A 25,972-nucleotide genomic window follows, 5' to 3' on the forward strand; every position below is an offset into this window, starting at 1 on the left:
AGGGCGATGCCCACCCGCCGTGCTCCGCGACGCCGGTCTCCCGTCGTCGGCAGGCGCAGCGACCACGGCCCGCCGGGCAGTGGTCGGAGATCAGGCGTCTGAAGGCCGCGACAGCGTGACGCGGGCGGGCCTGTCCTCGTCCGTCCGCGTGAGCTTGCTCCGGATGACGAGAGCCATCCCGGCCAGCGTGAGCCCCATGCCGACGATCTGCATCGGCGCGGGCGCACCGACGAGCTGCAACAGCGCCGAGCCGGCCCCCACCAGCGGCGGTACGGCGAGGCCGAGCAGGGCGGAGTAGGACGGCCCGCCGGTCAGCAGGATGCGGTGCTGCAGGAGGTAGGCGGGCACGTAGATCACGATCCCGAGCATGACGAGCATGCCCAGCGCTGACCAGCTGATCCGCTCGCCCGCCGCGACGTCCGCCGCCGCCCACGCGGCGAGCGGGATCGTCCCCACCGCGAAGATCGGCAGGATGCGAGGCGCCATCGCCCCCTGGTAGCCGCGGTTCGTCCTGCTGAAGTACAGGCCGTAGAAGGCCATGGAGAACATCGCCGCGAGCGCGACCAGCGACCCGAGCGCGACGTCGTCGCCCAGCGTCCCCGCCAGCCTGGGGATCGCGTAGATCGCGGCGCCGGCGACCGCGATCACCGTTCCGGCGACGGTGCGCGGCGCAGGCCACGTGCGTAGCAGGACGCTCTCGGCGATCAGGACCACGGCCGGGGTGAGGGAGAGGGCCAGCGCGGGCAGCGCCGGTCCGGCGAGGCTGATCGCGATGGTCGAGAGCACCGTGTACGCGGTTACGCCCGTCAGCGCGAGCAGCACGACCTGCCACCACCGGTACCCGGTGTCCCGCGTGTCTTTCGTGACCGGTGCGGCGCCGGCGGGTGACCACCAGGTGAGCGCCAGCAGGCCCAGGACGGTGAAACCGGTACGGCCGCCCGACACGATCGCGGTGCTCGCGTCGCGCAGGGAAGCCTCCACGATCAGCCAGGTCAAGGCCAGCAGGACGACCAGCCCGGCGGACTGCCAGATCAACCTCCCCCTGCCACCGTGCCCGCTCACCGCGCGACGGTCTCGTGGACGGCGCAGGCGCCTTCCGCCATCCGCGCGGCCGTGTACAGCTCCTGGTAGTGGTCGCGCGCGCGGCCGGCCGTCCCCGCGCCACGATCCTCCCCGCCGTCATGAATGAGGCCGAGCCGCCACGGGTCGAGCGGATGCCTGGTCTCTGGCAGGTCAGGGGCGTGCACGCTGCGGATGTCAGAACGTCGGCACAACTCGTCGAGGGTGACGCCCTCCACCTTCATACTTGCCGACTCCTTGGCGTTCACGCAGGGATCGTGGAGCAGTATCTGATGTCCGGCCGCGACCAGGCGGGCGATCACGCGGCGCCCTGTGCACGAGGCCCCGATGATACCGATGATCTCTCCGTCTCATCACAGGTCCGCCGGCAAGCCGATCCGGCCGAGCTGGTGGTCGAGGACCGCGACCGCCTCCGCGACGTCCAGTTCCCCGACCAGCACGCCGTCGGCCAGGCCGCGCGCGAGCCCGAGAAGCACGTGGGCCTCGGCGCCGGCATCGACGCCGGGTTCCGGAGCGGTGGCGGCCACGAGCGCGGTGATCTCGCGATGGACCGCGTCGCCTCCCGCGCGGTACAGCCCGCGTACATCAGGGTCGGCGACGGCCCTGGCCAGAAACGCATGCCCGGCGAGCAGGAGCACGGGAGCGCGCGCGCCCAGCTCGACGACGGCGAGCAGCGCGCGCCGCAGCGTGTCGGCCGGGCTGTCGGCGTCCCGCAGCGCCGCGCGAACATGGCGTTCGATCTCCTGCCTGAGCAGATGTGCGCTCGCGCGCAGCAGGTCGGCCTTCGCCGCGAAATAGTGCTGCACGAGCCCCTTGGAGACGCCGGCCTCCTGGGCGACCCCCCCGATGCTCACACCGGCCAGGCCGTCCCGAGCACACAGCCTGAGTGCGGCATGGGCGATCTCCGCCCGCCGCGCCGCGTGGTCCACCTGCTTCGGCACGGTCCGGCCCTCCCTCTTCGCAATACGAGTGTATCGTGATATTGGTGCGATACGATCGTATCGCGAAGGTGAACGGAGGATCCCGTACGTGAACGACATCGTGGAGCCCAACATCGGAGCCGCGTTCCGCCGGCGGCGGCTCGGCCACTTCCGCGACGCGTCCGCCTTCGCGCGCTACCGGAACGCCTACGACCGGGCCATGGCCGAGCTTCCCGAACCCGATCAGATCCAGGACGTGGCGACCCGCTTCGGGACCGTCCGGGTCTATCGCTTCGGCACCGGCGACGGCGTACCGCTTCTCCTGCTGCCAGGACGCACCGCGTCCACCCCGATGTGGGAGTCGAACCTGATCGGCCTCACCGCCCACCGGCCGGTTTACACGGTCGACCTGCTCGGCGAGCCCGGCCTCTCGGTACAGACCCGGGCGTTCGCGAGCGCGGCCGACCAGGCCGACTGGCTGGCGGAACTACTGGCCCGGCTCGGCCTTGACCGGGTGCACCTCGTCGGAGTGTCCATCGGCGGGTGGAGCGCTTTTCACCTCGCCCTGCGTGCCCCGGAGAAGATCGCCTCAGTGAGCCTGCTCGATCCCGCCAGCCTTTTCGGCCGGATCACCTGGAAGGTCGTCGTCGTCTCGCTGGGCTCGGTGGTGCCGTTCTTCCCCGAGTCGTGGCGCCGGAGGCTGCTGAGCTGGATCTCCGGCGGAGCCGACGCCTCCGACGACGAACCCGTCGCCAACCTGATATCGGCCGGGATGCGGGACTTCACCGCCTTCCTGCCGCCACCGACGTACCCCCCGGACGACCAGGTGGCCGGAGTCGGCGTGCCGGTGCTCGCCCTGATCGCCGGGCGCAGCATCATCCACGATCCGCGCAAGGCCACCCTGCGTGCCCGCCGTCTGCTCGCCCGTGGCGCCGTCGAGCTGTGGCCGGACGCCTCCCACGCCATCAACGGCGAGTTCCCCGAGCGTGTCAACGCCCGGGTCCTCACCTTTGTCGACGAGATCGACCGCGCCGGCGACACCGGCGACACGCCGTGATGACACGGGCCGGTGGAGCGCGCTCCCGAACGGCGCAGGCGTTCATCGCGGACGGGCGATCCGCAACGGCTTGAGCCGGGGAGACGACGCGTCCGAGAACTCGTCTGGGCGAGTGAAGCAGGGCCTCCTGACCTGCGGGAATCACGTCAACGGGGTGGCCGCACTCCGGGCGGCCCCCTTCGGGGACACAGGTCTGGGCGCGCACTCGGTGGACGGAGTCGAACTTCTCCTCGAACGGCATGCCGGCGCACCGCCGAGGTGGATGTCCGAGCCGACCCGGATGCCGGTGACATGTCCGCCGCGCGGTCGGGATCTCCTTGTGAGTCACCGCTCATTCCCAAGAGGCGTCTGCCATCGTCGGCGCCGGACACCACAGACGCACGAAAGGGAAGCGATGGGACCGAGATCGATGTGGGCGGCGTACGCGGCAGCCGGAGTCGTCGCCGGCCTCCTGATGAGCGGATCGGGGAAGGCGGCGGTCACAACCGAAGGACTCCTGAAGATCCGCGCCTGCGCTGCCCAGCACGGAGGCGCGGACCGTTCCTTCCGCCTGCGGACGGATGAGGGCTGCCCGGACGACGGCCGGGAGCCGAGCCTGGCGGCGGCCTCGCAAGGAAACTGCCCGAGCGGTAACTGCGATACAGGTGGAACCGGAAACAGCTTCACCCCTGACACCCCGGTGGTGACGGCCGACGGCGGGCACCGCCCAATCGGCGAGCTGCGCGCCGGCGACCTCGTCGCGACCGCCCCCTGCCCGACCGGTAGCTGCAGTCCGGGGAGCATGAACAGCTTCACCCCCGACACCCCGGTCGTCATGGCCGACGGCGTCGACCGGCCCATCGGCGACGTCCGGACCGGCGACCGGGTGACCGGCGGCGACAGCGCCCAGCCGGTACTCGCCGTGATCACGGGCACCGGTGTCAAGGACCTCGTCGAGATCACCGCCGACGGTGCCACGGTCACGGCCACCGCGCGTCACCTGTTCTGGGTGAGCGGACACGGCTGGATGCCCGCCGAGGCGCTGCGCCCCGGCCACCGGCTCGGCGACGGGCCGGTCGTCACGGCCGTCCGGCGTGCGACCCGCTACGCCACCGTCCACAACCTCCACGTCGCCGGACCGCACACCTACACGATCCGGATCGGCGACCACGACGTCCCGGTGCACAGCTGACCGCCCCGGCCCGCCGCGTTCCGCCCCTCACGGGCCGAAACGCGGCTCACGGACGCACCAGCTCCACCACCGGGACGGCCCGCGCCGTCCCCTCCGAACGGGACACCCCGCCAGGCGAGCACGATCAACCTGTCTGTGATCGGTAGGTGTACGGAAGTGCGAGGCCAGAAGCCGCAGTCACTCGGCAGTTGTCTGATGAGCTTGGTTGCCCGCAGGACGAAGGGGCACAGGTTCCCGCGACCTCCCTGCGGCTGTCCGCCGGCGCTTGGCGAGGTGGCCCAGGGCTGAGACAACAGCGATGGAGACGACGAGCAACGCGACGCTTCCGGCGATATCGAGCACGTAGTGGTTCCCCGTGACGAGCACGACCACCGCCATACCCAGCGGGAAGGCCCACGGCAGCAACGCCGATCGCAGGCGTGAGCCCCGCAGAGCGGACCACCCGGCATACCCGCACCACAACGACCATCCCACGTGCATGCTGGGCATCGCGGAGAACAGATTCCGGCCGCTGTTGACGTCTCGTGTGGCATGGCCGCTGCCCAGGATGTCGTACTCGGCGATGATGTCCGCGATGCCCGGTAGGGCGAACCGCGGGGGCGACATGGGCAGCGCCCAGAAGACGGGGAGGACGAGAAAGGCCATCACGACAAGGGTCCGGCGGACCTTGGCGTAGGACTCGGCATGCCGGACGAAGACCCACACCAGCACACCGATGATCACGATGTAGTACAGGCGGTAGTAGTACACCGCCGGCATGATCAGGGCCGGATGGTCGGTCAGCCACCGGTCCGCCCCCAACTCGATGTCCAGGTGGAGGGCGCGCTCGATGGATTGCACGGTATGTGCGTTGGCGGTGGCGGCCGCCGCGACGTCCTTCCCGGCGGCGGCATGCAGCCGCGAGAAGGTCAGGATCACGAGCAGCAGACCGGCCACTTCGACGAGCGGGGCGGGGCGCCCGTCCCCTCTTCCGACCAGTACGGCTGACCGGGCACGGGCGGCCAGGCGCGACAACCGGCCGGCATCCACCTCGGGCGGGCTCACGGAGATCACACTAATTCAGCCCGCTCCGGCGTGGGCCGGCCACGGGAACGACAAGTCGCGACAGGGGATGCAGCGAAGCTTCCGATGTAATGACAAAGATCAAAAAACGCCGGATACTCGCTGTATGGATCATGCAGCGGACGGGATGTCCGATCCCGAGGACCTCTCCCTCTGGGCCCTGCACTGCTACTGCCCGAACGCGAAACGCACGCCCCATGACGTGGTGGCCGACGGAAACAACGGGCGCGTTCTGTACGCGGCACGTCACGGTGCCCCGAGAGACCATCTGGACGTCTCCGACGCACAGCTCTCCCAGCTCCTGGAGTTCCGGCTCCTGGAACGCGACGGGGAATGGGTCCGGACCGCTTTCCCCGTGCTGGGCTCACCTGAGACGGCCCCGCTGCGGGCAGCTCTACGGTGGCCGGCGAGCTCCCTCGTGGACGCCGTCGAGAAGCCGGTGCACGACATCGCCGTGGAACTGCATCGGCGCGGGATCGGTCACAGTCTGTACGCCATGGTGTTCGGCTACGCGCTGGACCTGGTGCTGTGGCGACAGTTACGCGCCGAAGAGGCCGTTCCCGACACAGCGCTGACCACCGAGCGTCCATGGTGGAACGGTGCCTTCTGGGCCATCCACCCACCGCGCACGGGCAGCTCGGGCGCGAACTTCTACCGCTTCGCCGACGACCTCACCCTGGTGACCGTCTGGTCGGACGAGACGTTGAGCCGCCTCCACACCTTGGCCACCACCCCTGGGACGGCGGAGGCACTGCGAGATCACCGCGTGTCCTCGGTCACGGATTCGGATGGACACGGCTGGCGTCTACGGCTCGACGACGGCCGCTCCGCGATACCGCTCGTCGGCGTGGGCGATGTCCTCGACGACCTGGCCGCCGCAGTCGCGGCCCCGGTCTCGGCCTTCCTCATGAGTCGCGCCTCCGAAGAGGCGCGCAGCCACGTGCCCGCCGATGATCGGGCCGTGGCCACCGTGGTCATCTCCCACGAACTGATCTGGGAGATCACCGAACAGCTCATCGCACGCGGAGCCTGCATGCCCGCGCCCCACGGCGACGATCTGACCGGTCTCCTGTTCCTCTTGGAGGGCTGGAATCCATGAGCGGGAAGAGCTCGCCCCTGTGCCTCAGGGGCTCATAGTCACTCAGCCAGTCACCCGGCAACGCAGAAGGCCGCTCCCGATCTCTCGGAAGCGGCCTCTGACCTGGGTGGGGTGTTCCCGGGCCTACTCAGCGAGCTGTGTGCTCAGCGGGGCAAAGAAGATCGCTTCCCAGTTGGTCCGTGATCGTTCCCCAACTCCTCGGACTTCAGGCGAGGTCGAGAATCGGGATCAGTTGCTCCTCCTCATACGTCAGGTGCGCTTCGAGCTCATCGACGAGCCGTTCGATCTCGGCCCGTACCTTCAACGGATCCTCACCGGAGAGGGCCTGCTTCAGCTCTTCCAGGAGTACGGTGATGCGCTCGTGCTCCTTGGCCAGCCGCTCCAAGGTCGGAGCGAGCGAGGGATGCTGCTCGGCCAGGCCGGGGAACATCATGGTGTCCTCGCCCGTGTGGTGATGGTGCAGGCCCTGGCAGACGGTCAAGCAGTTGATCCGAAGTTGCACGCCCAGGCCTGGCCCACCTGAACCGGACAGCTCCTTGCGGATCAGCGCGAGTTCACGGCGGAAGCCGTCGTGCACCAGCTTGAGGTACGCACCGCCCGACGGTGCGCTGCCCCGAGGCGGGCCGATCACCCGAAGAGCGACGACCGGGATGGTGCGCGCCGTCTTGGCCTGGTAGTCGGCCCAGCCAGGATCGCCTTCCACCGCGCGGGCGAACGCCGCGTCACGCTCGGTGCCCTCCAGGACCTCCGCCTCGACATCGAAGATGAAGACGCCGGTCTCGACGGTGGCGCGCGGGTTGGCCTTCAGATTGTGGTACCAGGCCGGGTTGTTCGACGCTCCCCCGGCGGAGGCGATGACCAGCATGCGCTCGACGCCGTCAGGCAGGTAGGCGAGCGGGGTCGTGTGCGGCTTGCCCGAGCGGGCGCCCGTGGTGGTGAGCAGGAGCAGCCTCGCTCCCTCGAAAGAGCCACCGACCTGGCCGTTGTTGGCGCGGAACTCGTCGATGACCTGCTTGTTGAAATCCATTCTTCTCCATTGGTGGTTCCTGCCGTGCCGTACTGAATGGAGAAGAAGACGGCGGGCCGCGGGCCCGCCCGGCGATCAAGCGTCAGCCGGGCTGCTCTCTGGTGCGTGGCCCAAGGCCGACCCGGCAGTCACGGAGATCATGCTACTTCATCACGCGTCAGGGTTGCGCGCCAGGGATGTCAGGTCTCTGTCCAGGCTGTCGAACCGTTCATCCCAGCCCCGCATCTCGCCGGTCCGGACACCCAGCCGAGGTGAAGGCCTTGGGGGATGAGGGGATTCGAATGATCTCGGCCACGTCCTCGTGTCAGCGGGGTCGCCGACTTTTCGCTGACTCTCGTCAGCCTCTCACCAACCGGTGTGACCGTCGGAGGACTCCGCCCTCCCGCCTATCGAACACGACCACGCTTGCGCGAAACAGGTCGATGTACCGGACCCGGTCGGCGGCGCGCTGGGCGAACAGCCGAGGCGCGCTGGGCGAACAGCCGAAAGGACGGATGGCGCTGTTCGGTGAACGCGTACGGCCAGCTCCGAGTCGGTCCCCTCCACCCGGCGTTCAACCCAGTGATCGGTGGCCTCCATGACCTCCCGATCGTTGCGCGACTCCGTCCGCCGTCCCGACCGATACGTCCCGGGCGTCTTGTGGATACCGGAGACGTACTCGTGAGGTCGCCGGGGACGCCGGAGCCCCGCCGTGAGCAATCACGGCAGAGCGCTTTGCGCCGACTCGACCCGGCAGACACCGCAGAAAGCCCTCCCGGAGACTGCAGGCGCGCGGGGGGCGGCGCCGGTTCGGCGGGTCACGACGCGTCGTAGCGCAGGCGGGAGGCGGCCACGTGCTCGCGGTGCTGCTCGGCCCATGTGATGAGCCCAGAGACCTGGGCCGAGAGCGTCTGCCCGACGGGGGTGAGGGCGTAGTCCACCCGGGGCGGAGAGGTGGGGGTGACGGTCCGCTCGACCAGGCCGTCGCGCTCCAGGCTGCGCAGGGTCAGGGTGAGCATCCGCTGGGATATGCCCTCGATGGCGCGCTGCAGTTCGGAGTAGCGCTTGGGCCCGCTGCCGAGCAGGTTCATCACCAGGACGCTCCATTTGTCCCCGACGCGGTCGAGGATGTCGCGCAGCCGGCAGGTCGGGTGATCCTCGCCGATCGTTTCGCGCACATCGGTGTGCCTTGCGCGGGTCAAAGTGCCTTCTTCCGTCATGGCGGCATTGTGGACCAGACTCCATGAGCGCACAAGAAGTAACCAGCGCACAGAAAGTGCTGTTGCGATGAGCATCGACCTGACCGATCCCCCACTCCGATCCGGCCCTCGTCCACGGACCACGGGCCTGGAGATCCCGCACGACCAGCTCGACCAGTTCTCCCCGCCGCACATCAGGGCCGCCCTGGTGGCGGACGCGCAGGCGCTGGCGGGCGTGTTCACCGGCCCCAGCCAGGTGTCCGAGCCCGCCTCGCTGGCGCTGCGGCTGCACGAGCCCGCCGGGCCATGGGCGGCGTTCCTGCACCCCAGCCGCGACGAGTTCGGGCACATCCACCGCTCGGGCTTCCTCCATCTCACCGTGCCCGTGCCGCTCATCGAGCCGCTTGGGCGGGCGGGGTGGATCGAGCCGCATCCGATCAGCCGTCGTCCTGAGTGGCCGGACACGATCGTGATGCTGTACGCCCCCCGCGACGAGGCCGAACTGGCCGTCGCCCGCGCCGTCCTGCGCGCCTCCTGGCGGCAGGCCACCGCATCTTCTACGGAAACGGAGTGATCCTTATGCGTGCCATGGCTTTCACCGACTTCGGCGCCGACCTGGCGGCCACCGACCTGCCCGTGCCTGAGCCCGGTCCCGGCGAGGTGCTGGTCCAGGTGCTGGTCTCCTCGGTCAACGGCTTTGACCTGGGCGTGCTTGGCGGCTACCTCAAGGGCGTGTACGACTACGACTTCCCCGTCGTGCTCGGCAAGGACTTCGCCGGCACCGTGGCGGCCGTCGGCGCCGGCGTGACCGGCCTGACGCCGGGTGAGGACGTGTTCGGCGTGGTCGTGCGCCCGACCCTGGGGCAAGGCGGCTTCGCCGAGTACGTGGTGGTGAGCGGGCAGTACGGCCTGGCCAAGATCCCCGACGGGCTCGACCGCACCCGCGCGGGTGTGCTGGGACTGGCCGGTAGCGCCGCGCTCAACGCCATCGACGCCGTCGCCCCGGCACCGGGGGAAACCGTCCTGATCTCAGGTGCGACCGGCGGCGTGGGCGCGTTCGCCGTCCAAATGGCCGCCGCGCGCGGCGCCAGCGTGATCGCCACCGCCAGGCCCGGGGCCGAAGCCGCCTTCGTCACCGGCCTGGGCGCCACCTGGGCCGTCGACCACACCGACCTGCAGGCGCAGGTACGCGCGATCGCGCCCGACGGGGTGGATGCCGCGCTGCACCTGGCGGGCGACGGCCCCACCGTCGCCGCCCTGCTGGCCGACGGCGGGCGGCTGGCCTCCACCCTGCATTACCTGCCCGACGAGCCCGGCCGCGACATCAAGGCCACGGCGGTGATGGCCGACCCCAACCCGGTCACCCTCGCCCGGCTCGCCGCCGACGCTGCCGAAGGACGCCTGCGGGTGCCGGTGGCCCGTTCCTACCCGCTGGCCGAGGTGCCGCGCGCGATCGCCGACTTCACCGCCGGAACCGTCGGCAAGCTCGCCGTCACGATCTGAAGGAGGCGCCGTGACCACCAACGCCGAATCGGGGTCTCGGTGCTTCTCCCGCTTGAAGGACGGGCGGAGTGACTCGGCGTCCCGGACGGCGTGCACGCCAGGATCGGGTCTCCCTGATCTCGTCGTCGATCTTCACGTACAGTCCGGTGATGCTTCACGTACAGTCCGGTGACGAAGGTGTCCGGGTGCTCGTTCGGCATGGGTGTCCCGGTTGCGGCGTGCACTGCCGAGCTGGGTGTCAGGCATCGCGGTATCGCGATGCCTGACACCTGACGGATGATCCGCCCAGTTGTCACGCGGTCATCGGGCGGCGACGGTCTCTGTGGTCTCCGTCTCGTCCGCGGTGGCGGAAGCCGAGTCCTTCGGGCCGCGAAAATCGATGTGGACGAGCAGCACGACCATGACGGCGACGCCTGCCCACATGGCCTGCTGCCAGCCGTCGACGAAGGACAGCTGGGCGGCGTGGACCAGGTCCTGTGCGTGCGGGCCCGCGCCCCCCGCAGCCTCGACTGCGTTGGCGATGCCTTCCCGAGCGGTGTCCGCGGTCCCCTTCGGGATGCCGTGCAGCCTGCCGTCGATGGCGCTGCGGTAGCCGGCGGACAGAAGCGCGCCGAGCAGGGCGACACCGAGAGCGGTGCCGAACTCGCGGGTGACGTCGTTGAGGGCGGAGGCAACGCCCTGCTTCTCCCGCGGCAGGGAGCTGGTGACGGCCTCGGTGGAGGGCGTCATCGACAGACCCATACCGACGCCCATGGCGAGCATGCCGGCCAGGACGGAGAGGTATCCGCCGTCGACGGAGACGAACAGAGCCATCAATACCAGGCCGAGGGTGGCCAGGGCGACGCCCACGGTCATGGTGGAGCGGGCGCCGATGCGTGCGGCCATCTTGGGGGCCAGGCCGGACGTCATCATCATGACGGCCATCGGCATCACCGCCACGGTGGACAGCAGCCCGGACCAGCCCAGAAGGGCCTGGAAGAACGGGAAGAGAACCACGGCGATACCCGCCTGGACCCCGAAGACCACCAGCAGCGTGATCGAGCCGCCGGCCAGGCCGCGCTCACGGAACAGGCGCACGTCCAGCAGCGAGGCGTCGCGGCGGTGCAGCTCCCAGGCCACGAATCCGACAGCGGCAATGACACCGACGATCAGGCTGATCAGAGTCACCGGGGCGGCCCAGCCGCGCTCGGGGCCTTCCTGCAGAACAAAGATCAGACCGATCACAGCGACGGCGGACAGCGATGCGCCCGTGGTGTCGAAGGGATGAGCGGAGTGCTCGCGGGAGTTGGGCACCGACTTCAGCGTCATCGCCAGAGCTACGACGGCCAGGACCACGGGCAGGACGAACAGCCAGCGCCAGTCGGCGACATCGACCAGCAGCGCGGACAGGAACATGCCCAGGATGCCGCCGCCCCCGGCGACACCGGTCCACACACCGATCGCCTTGCCCCGCTGCTCCTCAGGGAACGTACTCGTGATGACGGCCAGCGTGATCGGCATGATCATCGCAGCGCTCACACCGGCGGCCACGCGCGCGGCGATCATCACCCCGGCCGACGGAGCCAGCCCCGCGACGATGCCGGCGGCACCGAAGATGGTCAGTCCGGTGATCAGCATGGGCTTACGGCCCAGCCGGTCACCGATGGCGCCGAGCGGCAGCAGCAGCGCGGCCAGGGCCAGGGTGTAGATATTGATGATCCACAGAACGGTGTTCTGCGAAGCGCCGAACTCCACAGCCATGTGGGTCCGGGCGACGTTCAGCCCGGGCACCGACGCGATGACGGCCATCAGCGCGACGGAGACGGCGATCAGGATCGTGCGCAGCTGACGCGCATCCGGTGCACCCCCGCCGCTCGCTGGTGCCGTCGCTTGGGGAGGCTGGTCCGTACTCATGTCTTCCTCCGATAAAGGGCATGCGGGATCAGCGCCGGAGCAGGGCCGGTCGCCGAATTGATGAGGTGAAGGCCCGTACTCGCTCACCGCGCGGACCGTTGGGTGCGGCCGCGCGGCTCAGCGGCGGAGGGGTTCAGGCGGTGGTGTTCTCGCTCTGTGCCGCAGCGCGGGCCGCGTCGGTGTCCGCGGCGGCCAGGAGGGCGTTGATGTGGGAGCCGGCCAGGGCGCCGCCCTCGTCGTTGACGACTTCCTGCACGGGGGTCTCGATGACGCGGATGTGGCGGGCGGCGGAGCGGGCGCGGGTGTCCGCGTCCGGCTCGGTGCCGCGGGTGAAGTAGATGAGGTCGTCGGTCAGCCGGCGGAACACCCAGGCGTGGTGGACCGAGGCGGGCCCGGTGGCGAGGATGCCGATCGGCTCATCGCGTACCTCCCAGCCGTGGCAGTAGGGGCAGTGCACCACGCTGTGACCCCGGTGCCCGGCCAGGCCGGGCACCTCGGGCAGCACGTCGCGCAGGCCGGTGGCCACCAGCACCCGGCGCGCCGTCACCGTGCGGCCGGCGGGCCGGCACCAGGGCCCCGTTCAGGCCCGCGGCGCCGCCGCCGATCACCACCACATCCACGGTCCCGGTCCCAGCGGGCAGTTCGTCGCTCTCGTAGTGGGAAGTCTGCGCAGACATGTCGCGCCCTCTCGTCGTGCGTGGCCCCCCGTTCCGGACCACCTGTGGTCGACGTTAAGCCCGCATTGCAGCAGAGGCATACCATGTTGCCCATGACGCAAGAAGATGGGCAGCTGGACAGCCTCGTACGCAAACGGATCCGCGCCCTGCGGGTCGCCCAGGGCTGGTCCCTGGAAGAACTGGCCACCCGCGCCAACCTCAGCCAGTCCTCGCTCAGCCGCATCGAGAACGGCCGGCGCCGCCTCGCCCTGGACCAGCTCGTCACCCTCGCCCGCGCTCTGGACACCACCCTGGACCAGCTGGTGGAGAACGCCGCCGACGATGTCGTCATCAGCCCGATGATCGACAGCACCCACGGTCTGATGCGCTGGCCCATAAAGGGTGACCCCGGCATGAGCGTGATGCGTCAGCGGATGACCGGACCGCCGCCCGACAACCCTGCCCGCATGCGCGCCCATCCCGGCCGCGAATGGCTTGTGGTCCTGTCCGGCACCGCCGTCCTCATGCTCGGCCATCGCCGGTTCCGCATCGAGACCAACCAGGCCGCCGAGTTCCCCACCATGATGCCGCACGCGATCGGCGCCGAGGGTGGGCCGTGCGAGATCATGGGCATCTTCGACCGCGACGCCCGCCGCGGCCACCAACGCGACGTCGCCGAGGCCGGCGACTGCGGCGACGCCCAGACCCCCTGTGAGTGACGGCGCCAGAGGCCCGGCGCACGCGAAATCTTGCGTGATGGGCAGCAGGCGAAGCGACCTTCTTGCGTAAACCGCAAGTGGCTGCGCTGTAGGCGCATGAGCGTCCTACGGTGTTGCCATGACCCAAGCGCACCAGCACACCCCTCACGGCGAAGGCGGCCACCGCCATGGTCCCAGCGAAGGCGGCCACCACCAGGCGCACGATGACGGCGGCAAGGCGGAGATCCTTGACCTGGATGCCGAGGTGCTCGCCGGGCACATCGCATTCATCACCGCCTGGCTGCCGCTGAAGACCGAGCCGCGCCAGATCGTGGATCTGGGCTGCGGCACGGGGGCGGGCACCTTCGCGCTCCTCGAGCGTTTCCCTGAGGCGTACGTCACCGCCGTCGACACCTCGGCCGGACACCTGCAGCGCCTGCGCGAGAAGGCGTGCGCCCGTGGAGTGGAGGAGCGCGTGCGCACCGTGCAGGCCGACCTCGACGCTGCCGACTGGCCCGATCTCGGGACGCCGGACCTGGTGTGGGCCTCGGCCTCGATGCACCACATGGCCCACCCCGACCGCGCCCTGACCAGGGTCCACGACCTGCTCGCCCCGGGCGGCCTGTTCGCCGTCGTCGAGCTGGACGGCTTCCCCCGCTTCCTGCCCGCCGACGCCCCCGAGAATCGGCCCGGTCTCGAAGAACGCTGCCACAGGGCGACCGACAGCTTCCACGCCGAGCACGTCCCGCACCGCGGCGCCGACTGGGGACCGATGCTGTCCGCCGCCGGTTTCACCGTCGAAGACGAGCGCACCATCACCGTGAACATCGAAGGCGACCGCAGCGGAGCCGTCGGCCGCTACGCCCACGGGAGCCTGCAGCGCATCCGCGGCGCCGCCGCACCAGCGCTCAGCCCCGAAGACCTCGCCGCACTCGACGAGCTGCTCGACGCCAACAGCCCGCACAGCATCCTGCGCCGCGACGACCTCGCCGTACGCACCGAGCGCACCGTCTGGGCAGCCCGCCGCGCCTGAATCCTGGCCGTCCTCCAGGAATTCCCCGGCCACCGGCTAGTGATCTTCACCGACGGGACCAACGGGGAACAGACCCCCGAGATCGGCCGCCGGCTCGTACTGCCCCTCCTGGAGCCCGGCAGCACGCTGACCGTCGACTTCAACCAGGCCGCGCTCTCCTGTCACCACCTGAACCCGGAGGTGTTCGTCTGCCCCCTTGCGCCGCCCGGCGACCACCTGCCGGTGCGCATCGAGGAATACGCGAACTTCATTCCCGCCGGCCAAGACAGCTAAGACGCGAAAGCGTCCGTCCACCGTCGTCACCTCGCCACGGAAGCCGATGCGCCGTGCGGCCCCATCCAGTCGGAGCGGCTCGCGGCTCCGCCAGGCACCTGGTCAAGGAGTCCGTTCTGCCTCGGCTGCAACAGCAGCCCAACTGTCGCACGCTCACGCGCTCTTCGAGCGTGACGTGTATGACCTGGCACGTCAGTATCCGGAACTACTCGTCTAGTCCCTGCTGCGTCGCGGCCCCTCGGCCGACGTGGCCTTCACCGATCCCGATCACCTGCTCCGGGTCCTTCGCCGGGGACTCCCGAAAATCCAATGCCGCAGTCATCTCCTGGATGGATGCTTCGCGGGCACTCCGCCGACCCGCGCCAGTCCTGGGTCACCGTCCGGGCCGAGGACCTGTACGTGACCGGACTCACCGGTAGACCGTCGGCTTCTTCTGCTCGCCGGGAAACACCATGATCAACAGTTGCACCGCGCCGTCCGGAGCGTCGGGATTCTGGTGGACGAGCTTGCGTCCGCGCAGGTGGACGCGGACGCGGTAGGACCCCGGGCCGGCGGGTGTGAGCGCAGGCAGGCGGTTGCCCCAACCATCGACGAGGGCCAGCGAACCCTTCGGGCTGTCGTAGCCGACCTCGACCACCTCCTCCCACCCCCTGATCTCCAGGGGCGGCCGTCGGGTGTAGGACTCGACGGTCACACAGGCGTGCCCGATCTCGTCGGCCGCCCAGATCGTCAGTGCGCCTCGCTCGCTGCCGACCAGGTCTTCGACCGTCTCGGGGACGGTGCCCTCATACCCGTCCTCCCATGCGTTGATGGTCCAGAACTCGGTCCACATGGTGGCGCGGCGCTGGCGTACCGGCTTGATCTTCGGGCGGTGTGTGCGGTGCGCGGCACAGGCTTTCTCCTTCTCCGCGACGTACGCCGCCTCTTCTTCTTGCTTCCGCTTGCCCTCTTGTTCCTGCCATCGGGCCACCGCCGGACACAGCGGTGCCAGCGCGCGGCCCAGGGAGGCGTGCGGTGCCTGCTGTACGGCTCGCGCTTCGAGATTGCCGCCCTGCCGGGTGGCCAGGCCGCACAGGTGGTGTCCATGGGCCAGGACCACTCGGTCGGGTGCCTGCTCCCATCCCTCGATGCCTCCCTCGGCGTAGAAGGAGTTGTAGCCGCGTACCTGACACAGGAAGCCCTTCTCTCCCGTGCTCAGCCCCCTGACCGTGCCGTCGCCGAATCCCGCACAGTCGAGTTCCCCCTCGCTGCTCACCGTGCCGGCGGGGGCCGCCTCCGCCAGGGTCAGGACTGTCACGCTCAGTGCCAGGATCGCGAGTGCCGTGCGGGCGGGGCGACCTCGTCGTATGAACGCACGCCGGGGGGCGCGGGCCGCGGCCAGGACCAGAATCGGGGGTGCCAGACGGTAGAGGTTGGTTCCCACAGCCCCGTTCAGCAGGTCCGGTGGACCCCATGCGTCCAGGCAGTGGGCGTCGAGTGCGGCGTCGAGCGTGACCAGCAGGAGTCCGCAGAGGGGGGACAGGAGCAGTGCCGCGGCGGCGCAGCGGGCGATGATCCGGCCGAGCCGGGCGCGGCCGGATCGGAGGCTCAGGCACCAGCCCGTGAAGGCCAGGGCGATCATCGGTGCGCCGCCGTACTCGAGAAGAGGGAAGTCCTCGAGCGTACGTTGCGGGGATCGGAGCAGGTCGTTGATCTGGTTGCCCAGGCACTGTCCCGAGGACATCCACACGTAGCTCTGGCTGCCGTCGTTCCCGGACAGGAGTGTTTCGATCCAGAACAGGAGGGTGGGAAACAGTGCGGTCAGCAGCGCCGCGGCCCAGAGGATCGATGATCGTTGAGGCACGACAGCGAACACTAGGGCACCTGACGGTCGGCCTGGGCCGAGTCTCGGAGCGGTCCTCGCCCAGCAGGCAGACAGCAGCCGGTCTCGATGGTGACGCAGGCTGCGAGTGTCCGTTTCCGAAAACGATCGATGTCCGGGTCTGCCGCACCCGCTCTCACCTGCAAGATCAGGCTGGAGAAGGCTCAGCGCCTCTTGATCAGGCCCCGGTCGACGGCGTTGTCGCCGAACAGCGCGTCGACGTGCTGCTCCACACGGACGCGTACGACGCCCGCTACCACTGCGTCGGGGGCGAGGAAGCCTGCGCGGTATTACGCCAGTCTCAAACTGCCAAAAATCCCTGCATTAAAATCCCATGGAGATTCATCGGGACTCACGGGGCCGCGCTTTCGGGAGCCGTCTGACCGGGGTTGTTCCGGCTCGGTGAGCCTTGCGGGCCGCTTCCCGACACTCGCCCGCAACTGGCCGAAAATATGTAAATTCTTGGATTCGCCGAAATCTTCAGGACGCCTCTCGACATAGCTCCAGATTGTTGGCCATTTGTCCGTTTCTTCGGTTCTCGTCTGGCCGACCTATGTTCGGCGCCGGAACTCCGTTCTCGTAATGACAAATTTAATGACTTAGCTATACGATCGCCGTTCGTGGTTGGAGTTGATCTCTCAAGAACCCGATTGGCCAACGACCTGTTCTTTGCCATGCATGACAACGCGACCGGCCGGATGAGGCTTCATGCCCGCCTGACCGGTCTGGGGCTGGCCGCCGCCATCCTGGGAGAACTGATGCTCGCCGGGCGGACAACCGTGGGATTGGCGGCGGGGCAGATACGGCTCGTCGTTCTCGACGCGGCGCCGCCCGGAGACGCGCTCACCAGGACCGCTCTGGACCACATCATCGCCGAACCCTCGCATCGCCTCCATACCTGGTTGCAGTTCCTCGCCCGTACGGCACTCGCCGACGTGGCGGCCCGGATGACCGCCGACGGGCTGCTGCGCCCGCCCGGCAGACGCCTGTCGCGGAGGCAGGCACCGGTCGACGTGAACATCGCGGCGTGGCCCGGTGGACGCGTCAACCTGGCGATCCAGCGCCGTGAGCCACTCAACGTCCAGGACAGCGTCCTGCTGGGGCTGCTCGTCGCGACCGGCGGCAGCCAGCTCGTCCTGTGGGAGCAGAACCCGGGATACCTCTCCGATTCGATCACCGCCCTCCCGGCGCCGCTCCAGGAACTGATCGCCCAGACCGAGGCTGCCGTAGGTGACTCCGTCATCAGCCGCCGGTGAACCCACCCCCCTCATTCCAAGGATCCCAATGTCCGTGACAGAACGAAGGGCCAGCGCCGTTTCCGCCGCGCTCGCCCAGGACCGCCTCGGTGTGCCGTCGGTGGTGTTCTTCGTCATCTCGGCGGCGGCGCCGCTGACTGTCATCGGTGGCTCGGTGACCGCCGCCTACGCCGCGACCGGCGTGACCGGCGTGCCGCTCGCCTTCATCCTGCTCGGAGCCATCCTGGGCCTGTTCGCCGTCGGCTACGTGACGATGGCCCGTTACGTCGTCAACGCCGGGGCGTTCTACGCGTACACCGCGAAAGGACTCGGCAGGCCGGTGGGGGTGGCGACCGCGTGGGTCGCGTTGCTGGCCTACAACGCGCTCCAGGTGGGTCTCTACGGCATGATCGGTGCGGCCGCCCAGCCGCTGGTCGCCGACTGGTTCGGAAGCTCTCCGCCCTGGTGGGTCATCGGGCTGGGCGCCTGGGTGCTGACCGGGGTGCTCGGCCTCATGCGGGTCGACGTGAACGGGAAGGTCCTGTCGGTCCTGCTGCTGACGGAGATAGCCGTCGTCGTCGTGTTCGACCTCGCGGACCTGATCAACCCGGCGGCCTCGGGCTACAGCCTCGACGTCTTCGACCCGTCGAACCTCTTCGTCCCCGGGATCGGCGCGGTGGTCGCGATCTGCATCGCGTCCTTCGCGGGCTTCGAGTCGTCGGTGGTGTTCTCCGAGGAGAGCAAGGACCCGAGGCGCACGGTGCCGATCGCGACCTACGTCGCACTCGCCGTCATCTCCGGGCTCTACGCCGTGTCGTCCTGGGCGATGACCGTGCCGATCGGCTCGGACAAGATCATCGAGACCTCGCGCGAGCAGAGTTCGGCCCTCCTGTTCAACCTGGCCGGGCAGCACCTGGGGGCGACCATCGCCACCATCGGCTCCCTCCTCTTCGTGACGAGCCTCTTCGCCGCGCTGATCGCCTTCCACAACACGATCTCCCGCTACATCTTCGCCCTCGGCAGGGAGAGGGTGCTGCCCGAGACCTTCGGTCGTACTTCCCCCCGGACCGGTGCCCCGATCAACGGCTCGCTGGCGCAGAGTGTCATCGGGCTGGTCACGATCGTCATATACGCGGTCTTCGGCCTGGATCCGGTCATCCAACTGTTCTTCACCGTCGGATCGTTCGGTGGCCTGGGACTGCTCATGATGCTGGCGGCCACCTCGATCTCCGTGCTGGTCTTCTTCACCAAGAACCCCAACGAGGAGAACGCCTGGCGGACCAGGATCGCCCCGGGTATCTCCTCGGTCCTGCTGGTCGTGGTCATCATGCTCGTCATGGCCAACTTCGACACCGTGCTCGGCGTGGCCCCCGACTCCCCGCTGCGCTGGATCATGCCCGCCGTCTACTTCGTCGCCGTGGGGCTCGGCGTCATGTGGGGACTCGCCCTGCGGGCCAACCGGCCGAAGGTGTACGCGAACATCGGGCGGGGCGCCCGGGCTGCCGTGGGAGGGACCGAATGACAGAGATCATTCGCGTTCAGAACGTTCCCGGAGCCGCCGAGGCCATCGGCGCGATCATCGCCACCTCCTTCCACGAGCAGGAGATCTCGGCCTGGATGATCCCGCCGGACGACGACCGCCGCCGGGTGATGCCCCCCTTCTTCTCCATGACCACCGAGAGCGCCCTCATCCACGGCGTGGTCCACGCGACGGCCGACATGTCCGCCGTGGCCGTGTGGTTCCACAAGGGCGCCGAGCCGCTTCCCGAGATCCCCGACCGGGACGCCCGGGTGGAGGCGTTCGCCGGTCCCCACGCGGAGCGCATCGGGCAGATGGGCGAGGAGATGGACAAGCGCCATCCCCACGACCCGCACCACTACCTGGCGTTCCTCGCTGTGCTCCCCGGGCACCAGGGACGGAAGACGGGGACCCGGCTGCTCCAGGAGTACCACCGCGGGCTCGACGAGGCGGGCATACCCGCGTATCTGGAGGCCAGCAGCACCCGCAGCCGCAGGCTCTACCTGCGCCACGGCTATCAGGACCTCGGCGACCCGATATTCATGCCCGACGGCCCGCCGATGTACCCGATGTGGCGCCCGTCCAACCCCTGACCCGAGTGCCGCTCCCGCCCCCGGCCCGTCGTGGGCCGGGGGCGGGGGCGGTTCCGGCCCCGTTGTTCTCGCGGGCCGGCCTTCCGCTTCGACAAGGCTCCCGAAAGTCACCTCGCCGGCCTCCACCTACGTGGTGCCATCATGTGGATCCGGAGCCTTCGGCCCATCTGAAGATCCGAGTCCGTACAGGCTTTAAAAACGGTAGTGCTGGATGGCGGTGCCCTTGCGCGAGATGGAGGTGCTCCAGGCGGTCAGGAAGCCGGCCAGGCGGGTGATCCACGGATAGTCGGCGACCTCGGGCTCGCGGCTCAGGAAGATCTCGCGTACCAACTTCATGCGGGGCTCCATGCGCTCGATGTCCTGCGGGGTGTCGAAGCCGGGAGACCTCAGGTAGGGGGCGACGGACCGGGTGCCGGCGTACTTTCTGGCCGCCCACACGTGGAAGCGCGTGTAGCCGTTGAAGCAGATTTCCCCCGTGGGGAAGTGGCGGATGAGGCGGTCGAGGAGGGTGGCCAGCTCCTCCTTGGACAGGAACCCGATCAGGCCGTCGGCGACGATCACGGCGGGGCGGTCGGCGGGGATCTCGTCGATCCAGTCGGGGTCGTTGAGGTCCGAGCCGATGGTGTGGGCGTGGGGGCGCTCGGGGAGCAGCAGTTGCCTGGCCTTGGCCACACCGGGCAGGTCGACGTCGTACCACTCGACGGTGGCGGGCGGGTCGACGCGGTAGACGCGGGTGTCGAGGCCGGCGCCCAGGTCGAGCCCGACCGCGTCGGGATTTTTGACGACGAACTGCCGCACGATGTTGTCCATGACCAGCGAGCGGTGCGCGATGCCCACGATGGGGCTGGCGGAGAGCTTGAACTGCCCGGCGTCGTAGTCGAGCTTCCTGACGACGTCGTAGGTCGTTCTGTCGCGCAGGATCGGGTGCTTGGCCTGGTAGTCGAGCGCCTTGCCCGCCAGGGTGAGCCAGAGCGTGCTCTCCAGTGGCGTGAGGTCGGGGAGGGTGATGGCCATCGTGTCACTCCGTTTCCTGTGGTGATCCGTCCAGTGCGGCCCTGGCCGCCTTCAGCGCGGCGTCGTCGGTGAACAGCCCGTGGGTGTAGAGCTCCAGCGTGGGCAGTGCGAGGCGGCGCAGCGCGTCGGGGCCGAACCGCTCGTAGCCCAGCGCCCGCGCCAGGGCCGGCGGCATGGTCAGCGTGGCCACGCTGTTGAGCACGCTCAGCACCGCCAGCGCCCGCACGTCCGAGGACGGCCGCATGGAGCCGTCGGCGATCCCGGCCCGCAGGATCTCCTCGGACTCGTCCACCAGCGTGTTGACGAACGTGGCCGCGGTGGGGGTGTCCTCCTCGATCGCGCGCAGCATGTACTGCACCTGGAGGCGGTATTCCTCCGGGTTGGACAGATATTCGCGGAAGAGGTCCTGCATGCCGCTCGGGCGGGCGCTGTCGGCCCGCTGGACCAAGATGCGCAGGACGTGGTCGTCGCAGACGCTCCGGAGTCGGTCCTTGCTGCCGAAGTGGTGGATGACCAGGCCGGCGCTCACTCCCGCGGTCGCCGCGATGGCACGCAGGTTGGTCTTCTGGAAGCCGTCCCGGGCGAAGTGCGCGATGGCCGCGTTGCGGATCTTGGCCTGGGCGGTCAGGTCCGACGATGCTGAACACATGTTTAGGATGCTATACATGCGTTCAGTGCCTGGCAAGGGAGAGCCCCGCACCGGAGGGGGCGGCGCGCCATCCAACGTTCAGTGATCCACGGAACAGGACCCGGTGCGGTGTGTGACCGGTGGGATCGACGGCCGGGCGGGCCGGTAGGCGATCTCCCCGTAGTCGAGCGGAACGGCCGACACCTGGATCAGCACCTGCGAGGGCGAGGGAACCGGGTCGGGGATGACGCCGGAGGACAGGTCAGGGCTGAGGATCAGTGCTCTCATGCGTCCCACTGTGCCGACCGCCACACACGATCGGCTGATGGTCGGCCTACGGCCCCGAAGCGATCATCCGAAGGACGCGGTCCACATCGCCGCGTTCGGACGGCGGCAGGGGCGCGCCGACCGACTCCCTGAGCGCCGCCGCCTCCGCCAGCAGTCGGGCCGCCTCCTCGAAGGAGCCCTCCAGCGCCGCCACCTCCGCCAGCCCCTCCTGCGCCAACGCCACCGAGCGCGGGTCGCCGACCTCGCGGGCGGCGGCCAGCCCCTCCAGATGCAGCGCACGGGCGGCGGCCGCCTCCCCCCGCCCCGAGGCGATGAACCCCAGCTCGGCCAGGATCAACGTCACCCCGTAGAACGGCACACCGAACTCCGTCCTCAACCGCCGGTTCCAGGCCAGCGACTCCAGCAGCAGTTCCTCCGCCCGGTCGAGGTCACCCGACCGACGGGCCACCAGCCCGAGCCCCACCCTGGCGAACTCCTCGGCGAACCTGTTCGCCTGCTCGCCGGCCAGCCGCATCCCCCGCTCGTGGAACTCCGCCGAACGCTCCAGCTCGCCGGTCAGCAGGGCGATCCGCCCCAGGCTGGACAGCCGGTAGGACACATCCGTCCACAGCCGCAGGTCCTCGGCGATCCGCAGCCCCTCGCGGTGCAGCCGACCGGCGCGCGCGTAGTCGCCGGTGACCTCGGCCAGGTAGCCGAGGATGTCGGAGGCCTGGAGCCGCCCCCACCGGTCCCCGAGCTCACCGAAGATCGCCATGCTCTCGGCGCCGCTGCGCGCGGCCAGGTCGAAGTCGCCTTGGAACATCGCCTGCTTGGCGCGGCCGGCCAGGGCCGCCGCCTCACCCCAGCGATCGTCCAGCGCCCCGAACTGTGCCAGCGCCTCCTCCAGCAGCCCGGCCGCCGTGCTCACGTCCCCGAAGTTCATGCAGGCGTGGGCGAGGAACCAGCGTGACCTCGCGTCGGGGAACTCCGTCCCCCCGGTACGGCCGGCGCCGGCCAGCAGCGCGAACCCGGAGCCCCAGGCCGTCCCCTTGGTGTGCCGATACCCCTCCTGATATCTGCCCCGCAGATACCAGTACCAGGTCAGCGCCTCGACCAGTCGAGGTGACTCCGCCGAGTCCAGCACCGCCCTGAGGTTGAGCGCCTCCTCGTCCAGCCGCGACAGCCACCGCCGCTGGGCGCTGCCGTACAGGTGAGGCGCGGCCGGTCGTCGAGCCGTTCGGCCACCCCCCGTACGCCCAGCGCCCGCACCCGCGCCGCCGCCAGTTCCAACGCCAGCGGCAGCCCGTCCAGCCGCCGGCAGATCGCCTCGGCCCACGGGGTGCTCTCCGCGTCCAGCGACGTGCCCGAGCGGTCGGCGAACATCGCGACCGCGCTCACCTGGTCCAGCGGCGGCACCACGAAGAGCGTCTCCCCGGGCAGGGCCAGCGACTCCTGGCCGGTGGCGAGCACGCGCACCGCCGGAGCCGTCCTCAGCAGCAGCTCCACCAGCGCGGCCGCCTCCTCGACCAGGTGCTCGCAGTTGTCGAGGATCAGCAGCAGCCGCCGCCCGCGCAGCGCGTCGGCCAGCCGATCCGCCAGGCCGGACACGGGCACCTGAGGAGGCGAGGAGGTCTCGTCCCGGACGCCCAGCGCGGCGGCCACCAGTTCGGCCACCTGCCCGGTGGCCCCGGCCAGCTCCACCAGCCACACGCCGTCGGGGAAGGCGAGCGAGGACGCGGCGGCCAGCGCCAGCCGGGTCTTGCCCACCCCGCCCGGACCGGTCAACGTGACCAGCCGGGAGGAAGCCATCAGGGCATGGACCTCCGCCACCGCCCCGTCCCTGCCCAGGAGCGAGGTGACCTGCACGGGAAGGTTCGTCGAGGAGGACACGGGCGCTGGCGTCAGCGCCGGGTCCTGCACCAGGATCGCCTGGTGGAGCGCGGCCAGCTCGGGACCGGGATCGAGACCCAGCTCGTCGGCCAGCAGGGCACGGAGCTCGGCGTATCCGGCCAGGGCAGCGCCCTGCCGCCCGGCGCGGTACAGCGCGCGCAGATGAGCCGCTCGCAGCCGCTCCCGGAGGGGGTGGGCCGCCACCAGCTCTCCCAGCTCGTCGGCCAGGCGGCTGTGCTCGCCGAGCGCCAGCCGCACCTCCGCCTGCTCCTCGAGCGCCGTCAGGCGCTGTTCGTCGAGGCGGGAGGCCGCGGCGTGCGCGAAGGAGTCGCGGAAGTCGGCGTAGGCGGGACCGCGCCACAGCGCCAGCGCGTCGGACAGCAGGTCGGCTTTCGCCCGCAGGTCATCGCTCGCCAGCGCCCCGGCGAGCAGCCGGGCGAACTCGACGGCGTCCACCGAATCGCTGACCAGGGAGTATCCGGTCGGCTGGTAGGCCACCAGCGCCCGATCACCCAGCGCGCGGCGTAGCTGGGAAACCTTGGTCTGCAGCGTGTTGGAGGGGTTGCCCGGCAGGTCCTCGCCCCACAGGTCGTCCAGGAGCCGGTCGACCGGCACCGGCCGCCCCTCGTGCACCAGCAGGTCGGCGAGCAGCGCGCGGACCTTCAACTCGGGGACCCGGACGGGCGTCCCGTCGGCGGTCCACACCGAAAGCGGACCAAGCACTCCAAATCGCACCGGACAAAGCTATCTCCAGCCGATCCCCAGCCGATCGTGCGCGGCCACCGACACGGTGGGATCCACCGACGGGACGGCAGGAGGCGGAATGCGAGTGGCGATCGTCATCGGCAGCGTGCGGCGGGGCAGATCCGGCCCCACCGCCGCGGCCTGGCTCCACTCCAGGGCCTGTCGCCGCGGCGACCTCGACGTGGACCTCATCGACCTGGCCGAGGCCTGGCTGCCGGCCGTACTCCCCGCGGACTTCCCGGCGCGGCGCGCCCCGGGCCCGCCGCCGTGGAGGATCTGCGGCCCTGGCCGGCCGCGGCCGACGCCTTCGTGATCGTGACGCCGGAGTACAACCACAGCTTCCCCGCCTCGCTCAAGAACGCCGTCGACTGGCGCCAGGAGGAGTGGCGGGGCAAGCGCGTCGCCTTCGTCTCCTACGGGCAGGCCTCAGGCGGTCTGCGAGCCGTCGAACAGCTCCGGCCGGTGTTCGCCGCCCTCGGAGCGGTGTGCGTCGGCGAGCCCGTCAGCTTCCCGTTTCACCGGCCCCCCTCCGGACTCCTCCGCCGGACGCCTGCTCGACGCCCTCAAGGAGCACCACGGCCGTGAGCACCGCCATGTCCGCTGACGTCCGCCGGTGACGTCGTCACGGGAGCGTCGGCGGCCGGTCGGAGTCCGCGAGCCGGGAGATCACGGCCCGGATCGCGGTCACCCGTTCGGGCAGGGGGCCGGCGGGGATGTCGATGAGCTGGTAGCCGAACGCGCGGTAGGCCTGCTCGTGGATGTGTTCGAACCTCAGCGAGTCTTCGAAGCTGATCCGGCGGGCCGCGGTCTGTTCACAGAAACCGAGATTACGGACGAAGAACACGTGCCGGTCGTAGATCTTCTCGCGGGTGATCCTGGCGATCTCGGCGGACAGGGCCGAGGAGATCGGCTGCCCCGCATAGGTGCTGAGAGCGTGGGTGCAGACGGGCGAACGGTCGAAGAACTGCACGGGCGGCGCGGTGATGACCGGCCGTAGCTGCCGCCGCCGTTGCAGGGCCACGACCTTGTCGATGAAGGACGGCCGGGTCCACGGCTCGGCGTCGCCGCACGCCTGCCCGTCCGCGATGACCGCCGTGGCCGCCTCCTCGACCGTCGCGTATCCGAGGGCCGCCAGGCTCCGCAGGATCGTGGTCTTGCCGGCGCCGGGGGTGCCGGTGAGGATGTAGCGCCTCATTGTCGTCTGCCCGCCTTTCTGGTCACACATCGAACGATCTCGGTCGTGGGGGCGTGGGGATCCGGCCGGGTCGCAGTGGGCGGCGCCGGAACCGTTGCGTCCGGGCGGGAGAGCGGGCCGGCCACCGAGGACGGCACCCGGACGGGGATCGCGACCGGTCCGCGGGCGCGCCCGGACCCGGCCGGGTCGATCATCTGGGACGTGTCGGCGGATTCCACAGTCGCCCGGGCGCACCGGCACGCCGCCGGGGCGCGCAAAAGGGAGGGGCGCACAGCCGATCGCCGCGTTGGGTCTACCCGCCGGACGCGCCCGCGGCGACCAGCCGTAGCACTTCGCCCTGGAGCGGGCTCAGCACGGGCGCGGCCGTCGCCGGACG

Annotated in this window: 28 protein-coding genes; 13 read left to right on the top strand and 15 right to left on the bottom strand. The window is 69.9% G+C overall.

Translation table 11 applies throughout. The annotated features are described in order from the left end of the window. Positions 1-90: 90 nt before the first annotated feature. From ACWDS7_RS08365 to ACWDS7_RS08375, 3 genes are read right to left on the bottom strand one after another with little or no spacing between them, the layout of a single operon-like run. Complete coding sequence (locus ACWDS7_RS08365; protein WP_451928684.1) at positions 91-1,062, bottom strand: DMT family transporter; 972 nt, start codon at positions 1,060-1,062, stop codon at positions 91-93. Further along, positions 1,059-1,421, bottom strand: coding sequence for an NAD(P)-dependent oxidoreductase (locus ACWDS7_RS08370; protein WP_451928730.1), 363 nt, complete (start codon positions 1,419-1,421; stop codon positions 1,059-1,061). The genes ACWDS7_RS08365 and ACWDS7_RS08370 overlap by 4 nt, the downstream gene beginning before the upstream one ends. Before the next feature lie 12 nt (positions 1,422-1,433). Continuing rightward, the gene (locus tag ACWDS7_RS08375; RefSeq protein WP_451928685.1) at positions 1,434-2,021 is read right to left on the bottom strand and encodes a TetR/AcrR family transcriptional regulator; all 588 of its coding nucleotides are present in this window, start codon (positions 2,019-2,021) and stop codon (positions 1,434-1,436) included. Positions 2,022-2,109: 88 nt separating this feature from the next. On the opposite strand from ACWDS7_RS08375, the gene ACWDS7_RS08380 reads away from it, so the two are divergent. Continuing rightward, entirely contained in the window at positions 2,110-3,057 is a 948-nt protein-coding gene (locus tag ACWDS7_RS08380; RefSeq protein ID WP_451928686.1) for an alpha/beta fold hydrolase, read from the top strand. A 394-nt stretch (positions 3,058-3,451) separates the two neighbouring features. Further along, the gene (locus ACWDS7_RS08385) at positions 3,452-4,228 is read left to right on the top strand and encodes a Hint domain-containing protein (RefSeq protein WP_451928687.1); all 777 of its coding nucleotides are present in this window, start codon (positions 3,452-3,454) and stop codon (positions 4,226-4,228) included. A gap of 177 nt (positions 4,229-4,405) precedes the next feature. Here the strand turns inward: ACWDS7_RS08385 and ACWDS7_RS08390 are convergent, their stop codons facing one another. Beyond that, a complete protein-coding gene (locus ACWDS7_RS08390) occupies positions 4,406-5,272 on the bottom strand; it encodes a phosphatase PAP2 family protein (protein ID WP_451928688.1) in 867 nt (288 codons plus the stop codon). Between the two features lie 124 nt (positions 5,273-5,396). Here ACWDS7_RS08390 and ACWDS7_RS08395 point away from each other — a divergent pair, with 124 nt between their 5' ends. Further along, positions 5,397-6,389: a hypothetical protein gene (locus tag ACWDS7_RS08395; RefSeq protein WP_451928689.1), complete on the top strand. Its 993-nt coding sequence runs from the start codon at positions 5,397-5,399 to the stop codon at positions 6,387-6,389. Between the two features lie 205 nt (positions 6,390-6,594). On the opposite strand, the gene ACWDS7_RS08400 is transcribed toward ACWDS7_RS08395, so the two are convergent. Further along, complete coding sequence (locus ACWDS7_RS08400) at positions 6,595-7,416, bottom strand: nitroreductase/quinone reductase family protein (protein WP_451928690.1); 822 nt, start codon at positions 7,414-7,416, stop codon at positions 6,595-6,597. Between the two features lie 797 nt (positions 7,417-8,213). After that, positions 8,214-8,573 (bottom strand): winged helix-turn-helix transcriptional regulator, encoded by a 360-nt coding sequence (locus tag ACWDS7_RS08405; RefSeq protein WP_451928691.1) that lies wholly within the window; start codon positions 8,571-8,573, stop codon positions 8,214-8,216. 109 nt (positions 8,574-8,682) lie between these two features. Between ACWDS7_RS08405 and ACWDS7_RS08410 the strand changes: the two genes are divergently transcribed. Continuing rightward, the gene (locus ACWDS7_RS08410; RefSeq protein WP_306874352.1) at positions 8,683-9,168 is read left to right on the top strand and encodes a luciferase domain-containing protein; all 486 of its coding nucleotides are present in this window, start codon (positions 8,683-8,685) and stop codon (positions 9,166-9,168) included. Positions 9,169-9,173: 5 nt separating this feature from the next. Continuing rightward, positions 9,174-10,097 carry an NADP-dependent oxidoreductase gene (locus ACWDS7_RS08415; protein ID WP_451928692.1) on the top strand — a complete coding sequence of 308 codons (924 nt, stop codon included), beginning with the start codon at positions 9,174-9,176 and terminating at the stop codon, positions 10,095-10,097. 300 nt (positions 10,098-10,397) lie between these two features. Here the strand turns inward: ACWDS7_RS08415 and ACWDS7_RS08420 are convergent, their stop codons facing one another. Both ACWDS7_RS08420 and ACWDS7_RS08425 read right to left on the bottom strand, forming a co-directional pair. Further along, positions 10,398-12,077 carry an MFS transporter gene (locus ACWDS7_RS08420; protein ID WP_451928693.1) on the bottom strand — a complete coding sequence of 560 codons (1,680 nt, stop codon included), beginning with the start codon at positions 12,075-12,077 and terminating at the stop codon, positions 10,398-10,400. A gap of 46 nt (positions 12,078-12,123) precedes the next feature. Further along, a complete protein-coding gene (locus tag ACWDS7_RS08425; protein WP_451928694.1) occupies positions 12,124-12,537 on the bottom strand; it encodes a hypothetical protein in 414 nt (137 codons plus the stop codon). Between the two features lie 222 nt (positions 12,538-12,759). On the opposite strand from ACWDS7_RS08425, the gene ACWDS7_RS08430 reads away from it, so the two are divergent. From ACWDS7_RS08430 to ACWDS7_RS08440, 3 genes are all read left to right on the top strand, one after another. Then, a complete protein-coding gene (locus tag ACWDS7_RS08430; RefSeq protein ID WP_451928695.1) occupies positions 12,760-13,365 on the top strand; it encodes a helix-turn-helix domain-containing protein in 606 nt (201 codons plus the stop codon). Between the two features lie 118 nt (positions 13,366-13,483). Then, positions 13,484-14,377, top strand: a complete 894-nt coding sequence (locus ACWDS7_RS08435) for a class I SAM-dependent methyltransferase (RefSeq protein WP_451928696.1) — start codon at positions 13,484-13,486, stop codon at positions 14,375-14,377. A 3-nt stretch (positions 14,378-14,380) separates the two neighbouring features. Continuing rightward, the gene (locus tag ACWDS7_RS08440) at positions 14,381-14,650 is read left to right on the top strand and encodes a DUF1684 domain-containing protein (RefSeq protein ID WP_451928731.1); all 270 of its coding nucleotides are present in this window, start codon (positions 14,381-14,383) and stop codon (positions 14,648-14,650) included. A 409-nt stretch (positions 14,651-15,059) separates the two neighbouring features. Here ACWDS7_RS08440 and ACWDS7_RS08445 read toward each other — a convergent pair whose 3' ends face one another. Continuing rightward, a complete protein-coding gene (locus ACWDS7_RS08445) occupies positions 15,060-16,493 on the bottom strand; it encodes a hypothetical protein (RefSeq protein ID WP_451928697.1) in 1,434 nt (477 codons plus the stop codon). Positions 16,494-17,131: 638 nt separating this feature from the next. Here ACWDS7_RS08445 and ACWDS7_RS08450 point away from each other — a divergent pair. From ACWDS7_RS08450 to ACWDS7_RS08460, 3 genes are read left to right on the top strand one after another with little or no spacing between them, the layout of a single operon-like run. Next, complete coding sequence (locus ACWDS7_RS08450; RefSeq protein ID WP_451928698.1) at positions 17,132-17,767, top strand: GOLPH3/VPS74 family protein; 636 nt, start codon at positions 17,132-17,134, stop codon at positions 17,765-17,767. Between the two features lie 28 nt (positions 17,768-17,795). Next, a complete protein-coding gene (locus ACWDS7_RS08455) occupies positions 17,796-19,268 on the top strand; it encodes an APC family permease (protein WP_451928699.1) in 1,473 nt (490 codons plus the stop codon). Continuing rightward, complete coding sequence (locus ACWDS7_RS08460; protein WP_451928700.1) at positions 19,265-19,858, top strand: GNAT family N-acetyltransferase; 594 nt, start codon at positions 19,265-19,267, stop codon at positions 19,856-19,858. Before ACWDS7_RS08455 ends, ACWDS7_RS08460 begins: the two co-directional genes overlap by 4 nt. Before the next feature lie 192 nt (positions 19,859-20,050). Here the strand turns inward: ACWDS7_RS08460 and ACWDS7_RS08465 are convergent, their stop codons facing one another. The 5 genes from ACWDS7_RS08465 to ACWDS7_RS08485 form a co-directional block, all read right to left on the bottom strand. Beyond that, positions 20,051-20,872: a class I SAM-dependent methyltransferase gene (locus tag ACWDS7_RS08465; protein WP_451928701.1), complete on the bottom strand. Its 822-nt coding sequence runs from the start codon at positions 20,870-20,872 to the stop codon at positions 20,051-20,053. A gap of 4 nt (positions 20,873-20,876) precedes the next feature. Further along, complete coding sequence (locus tag ACWDS7_RS08470) at positions 20,877-21,521, bottom strand: TetR/AcrR family transcriptional regulator (protein WP_306874396.1); 645 nt, start codon at positions 21,519-21,521, stop codon at positions 20,877-20,879. A 78-nt stretch (positions 21,522-21,599) separates the two neighbouring features. Beyond that, complete coding sequence (locus ACWDS7_RS08475; protein ID WP_451928702.1) at positions 21,600-21,788, bottom strand: hypothetical protein; 189 nt, start codon at positions 21,786-21,788, stop codon at positions 21,600-21,602. Positions 21,789-21,834: 46 nt separating this feature from the next. Then, on the bottom strand, positions 21,835-22,911 hold the full coding sequence (locus ACWDS7_RS08480) for a hypothetical protein (protein WP_451928703.1): 1,077 nt from the start codon (positions 22,909-22,911) through the stop codon (positions 21,835-21,837). Next, positions 22,869-24,392 carry an AfsR/SARP family transcriptional regulator gene (locus ACWDS7_RS08485; RefSeq protein WP_451928704.1) on the bottom strand — a complete coding sequence of 508 codons (1,524 nt, stop codon included), beginning with the start codon at positions 24,390-24,392 and terminating at the stop codon, positions 22,869-22,871. The genes ACWDS7_RS08480 and ACWDS7_RS08485 overlap by 43 nt, the downstream gene beginning before the upstream one ends. Positions 24,393-24,480: 88 nt before the next feature. On the opposite strand from ACWDS7_RS08485, the gene ACWDS7_RS08490 reads away from it, so the two are divergent. Further along, positions 24,481-24,714, top strand: a complete 234-nt coding sequence (locus ACWDS7_RS08490) for an NADPH-dependent FMN reductase (RefSeq protein ID WP_451928705.1) — start codon at positions 24,481-24,483, stop codon at positions 24,712-24,714. Further along, the gene (locus ACWDS7_RS08495; RefSeq protein ID WP_451928706.1) at positions 24,669-24,986 is read left to right on the top strand and encodes an NADPH-dependent FMN reductase; all 318 of its coding nucleotides are present in this window, start codon (positions 24,669-24,671) and stop codon (positions 24,984-24,986) included. Before ACWDS7_RS08490 ends, ACWDS7_RS08495 begins: the two co-directional genes overlap by 46 nt. A 37-nt stretch (positions 24,987-25,023) precedes the next feature. On the opposite strand, the gene ACWDS7_RS08500 is transcribed toward ACWDS7_RS08495, so the two are convergent. After that, positions 25,024-25,596 carry an AAA family ATPase gene (locus ACWDS7_RS08500; RefSeq protein WP_451928707.1) on the bottom strand — a complete coding sequence of 191 codons (573 nt, stop codon included), beginning with the start codon at positions 25,594-25,596 and terminating at the stop codon, positions 25,024-25,026. Between the last annotated feature and the right edge of the window lie 376 nt (positions 25,597-25,972).

This window comes from Streptosporangium sp. NPDC003464 (assembly GCF_053588315.1).

What these genes read in the sequence shown, in the direction of transcription:
- ACWDS7_RS08385 (WP_451928687.1), top strand. Translation starts at nt 3,452, where the DNA reads ATGGGACCGAGATCGATGTGGGCGGCGTACGCGGCAGCCGGAGTCGTC.
- ACWDS7_RS08395 (WP_451928689.1), top strand. Translation starts at nt 5,397, where the DNA reads ATGGATCATGCAGCGGACGGGATGTCCGATCCCGAGGACCTCTCCCTC.
- ACWDS7_RS08400 (WP_451928690.1), bottom strand. Translation starts at nt 7,416, where the DNA reads ATGGATTTCAACAAGCAGGTCATCGACGAGTTCCGCGCCAACAACGGC.
- ACWDS7_RS08410 (WP_306874352.1), top strand. Translation starts at nt 8,683, where the DNA reads ATGAGCATCGACCTGACCGATCCCCCACTCCGATCCGGCCCTCGTCCA.
- ACWDS7_RS08415 (WP_451928692.1), top strand. Translation starts at nt 9,174, where the DNA reads ATGCGTGCCATGGCTTTCACCGACTTCGGCGCCGACCTGGCGGCCACC.
- ACWDS7_RS08430 (WP_451928695.1), top strand. Translation starts at nt 12,760, where the DNA reads ATGACGCAAGAAGATGGGCAGCTGGACAGCCTCGTACGCAAACGGATC.
- ACWDS7_RS08435 (WP_451928696.1), top strand. Translation starts at nt 13,484, where the DNA reads ATGACCCAAGCGCACCAGCACACCCCTCACGGCGAAGGCGGCCACCGC.
- ACWDS7_RS08455 (WP_451928699.1), top strand. Translation starts at nt 17,796, where the DNA reads ATGTCCGTGACAGAACGAAGGGCCAGCGCCGTTTCCGCCGCGCTCGCC.
- ACWDS7_RS08460 (WP_451928700.1), top strand. Translation starts at nt 19,265, where the DNA reads ATGACAGAGATCATTCGCGTTCAGAACGTTCCCGGAGCCGCCGAGGCC.
- ACWDS7_RS08465 (WP_451928701.1), bottom strand. Translation starts at nt 20,872, where the DNA reads ATGGCCATCACCCTCCCCGACCTCACGCCACTGGAGAGCACGCTCTGG.
- ACWDS7_RS08470 (WP_306874396.1), bottom strand. Translation starts at nt 21,521, where the DNA reads ATGTGTTCAGCATCGTCGGACCTGACCGCCCAGGCCAAGATCCGCAAC.
- ACWDS7_RS08475 (WP_451928702.1), bottom strand. Translation starts at nt 21,788, where the DNA reads ATGAGAGCACTGATCCTCAGCCCTGACCTGTCCTCCGGCGTCATCCCC.
- ACWDS7_RS08490 (WP_451928705.1), top strand. Translation starts at nt 24,481, where the DNA reads ATGCGAGTGGCGATCGTCATCGGCAGCGTGCGGCGGGGCAGATCCGGC.
- ACWDS7_RS08500 (WP_451928707.1), bottom strand. Translation starts at nt 25,596, where the DNA reads ATGAGGCGCTACATCCTCACCGGCACCCCCGGCGCCGGCAAGACCACG.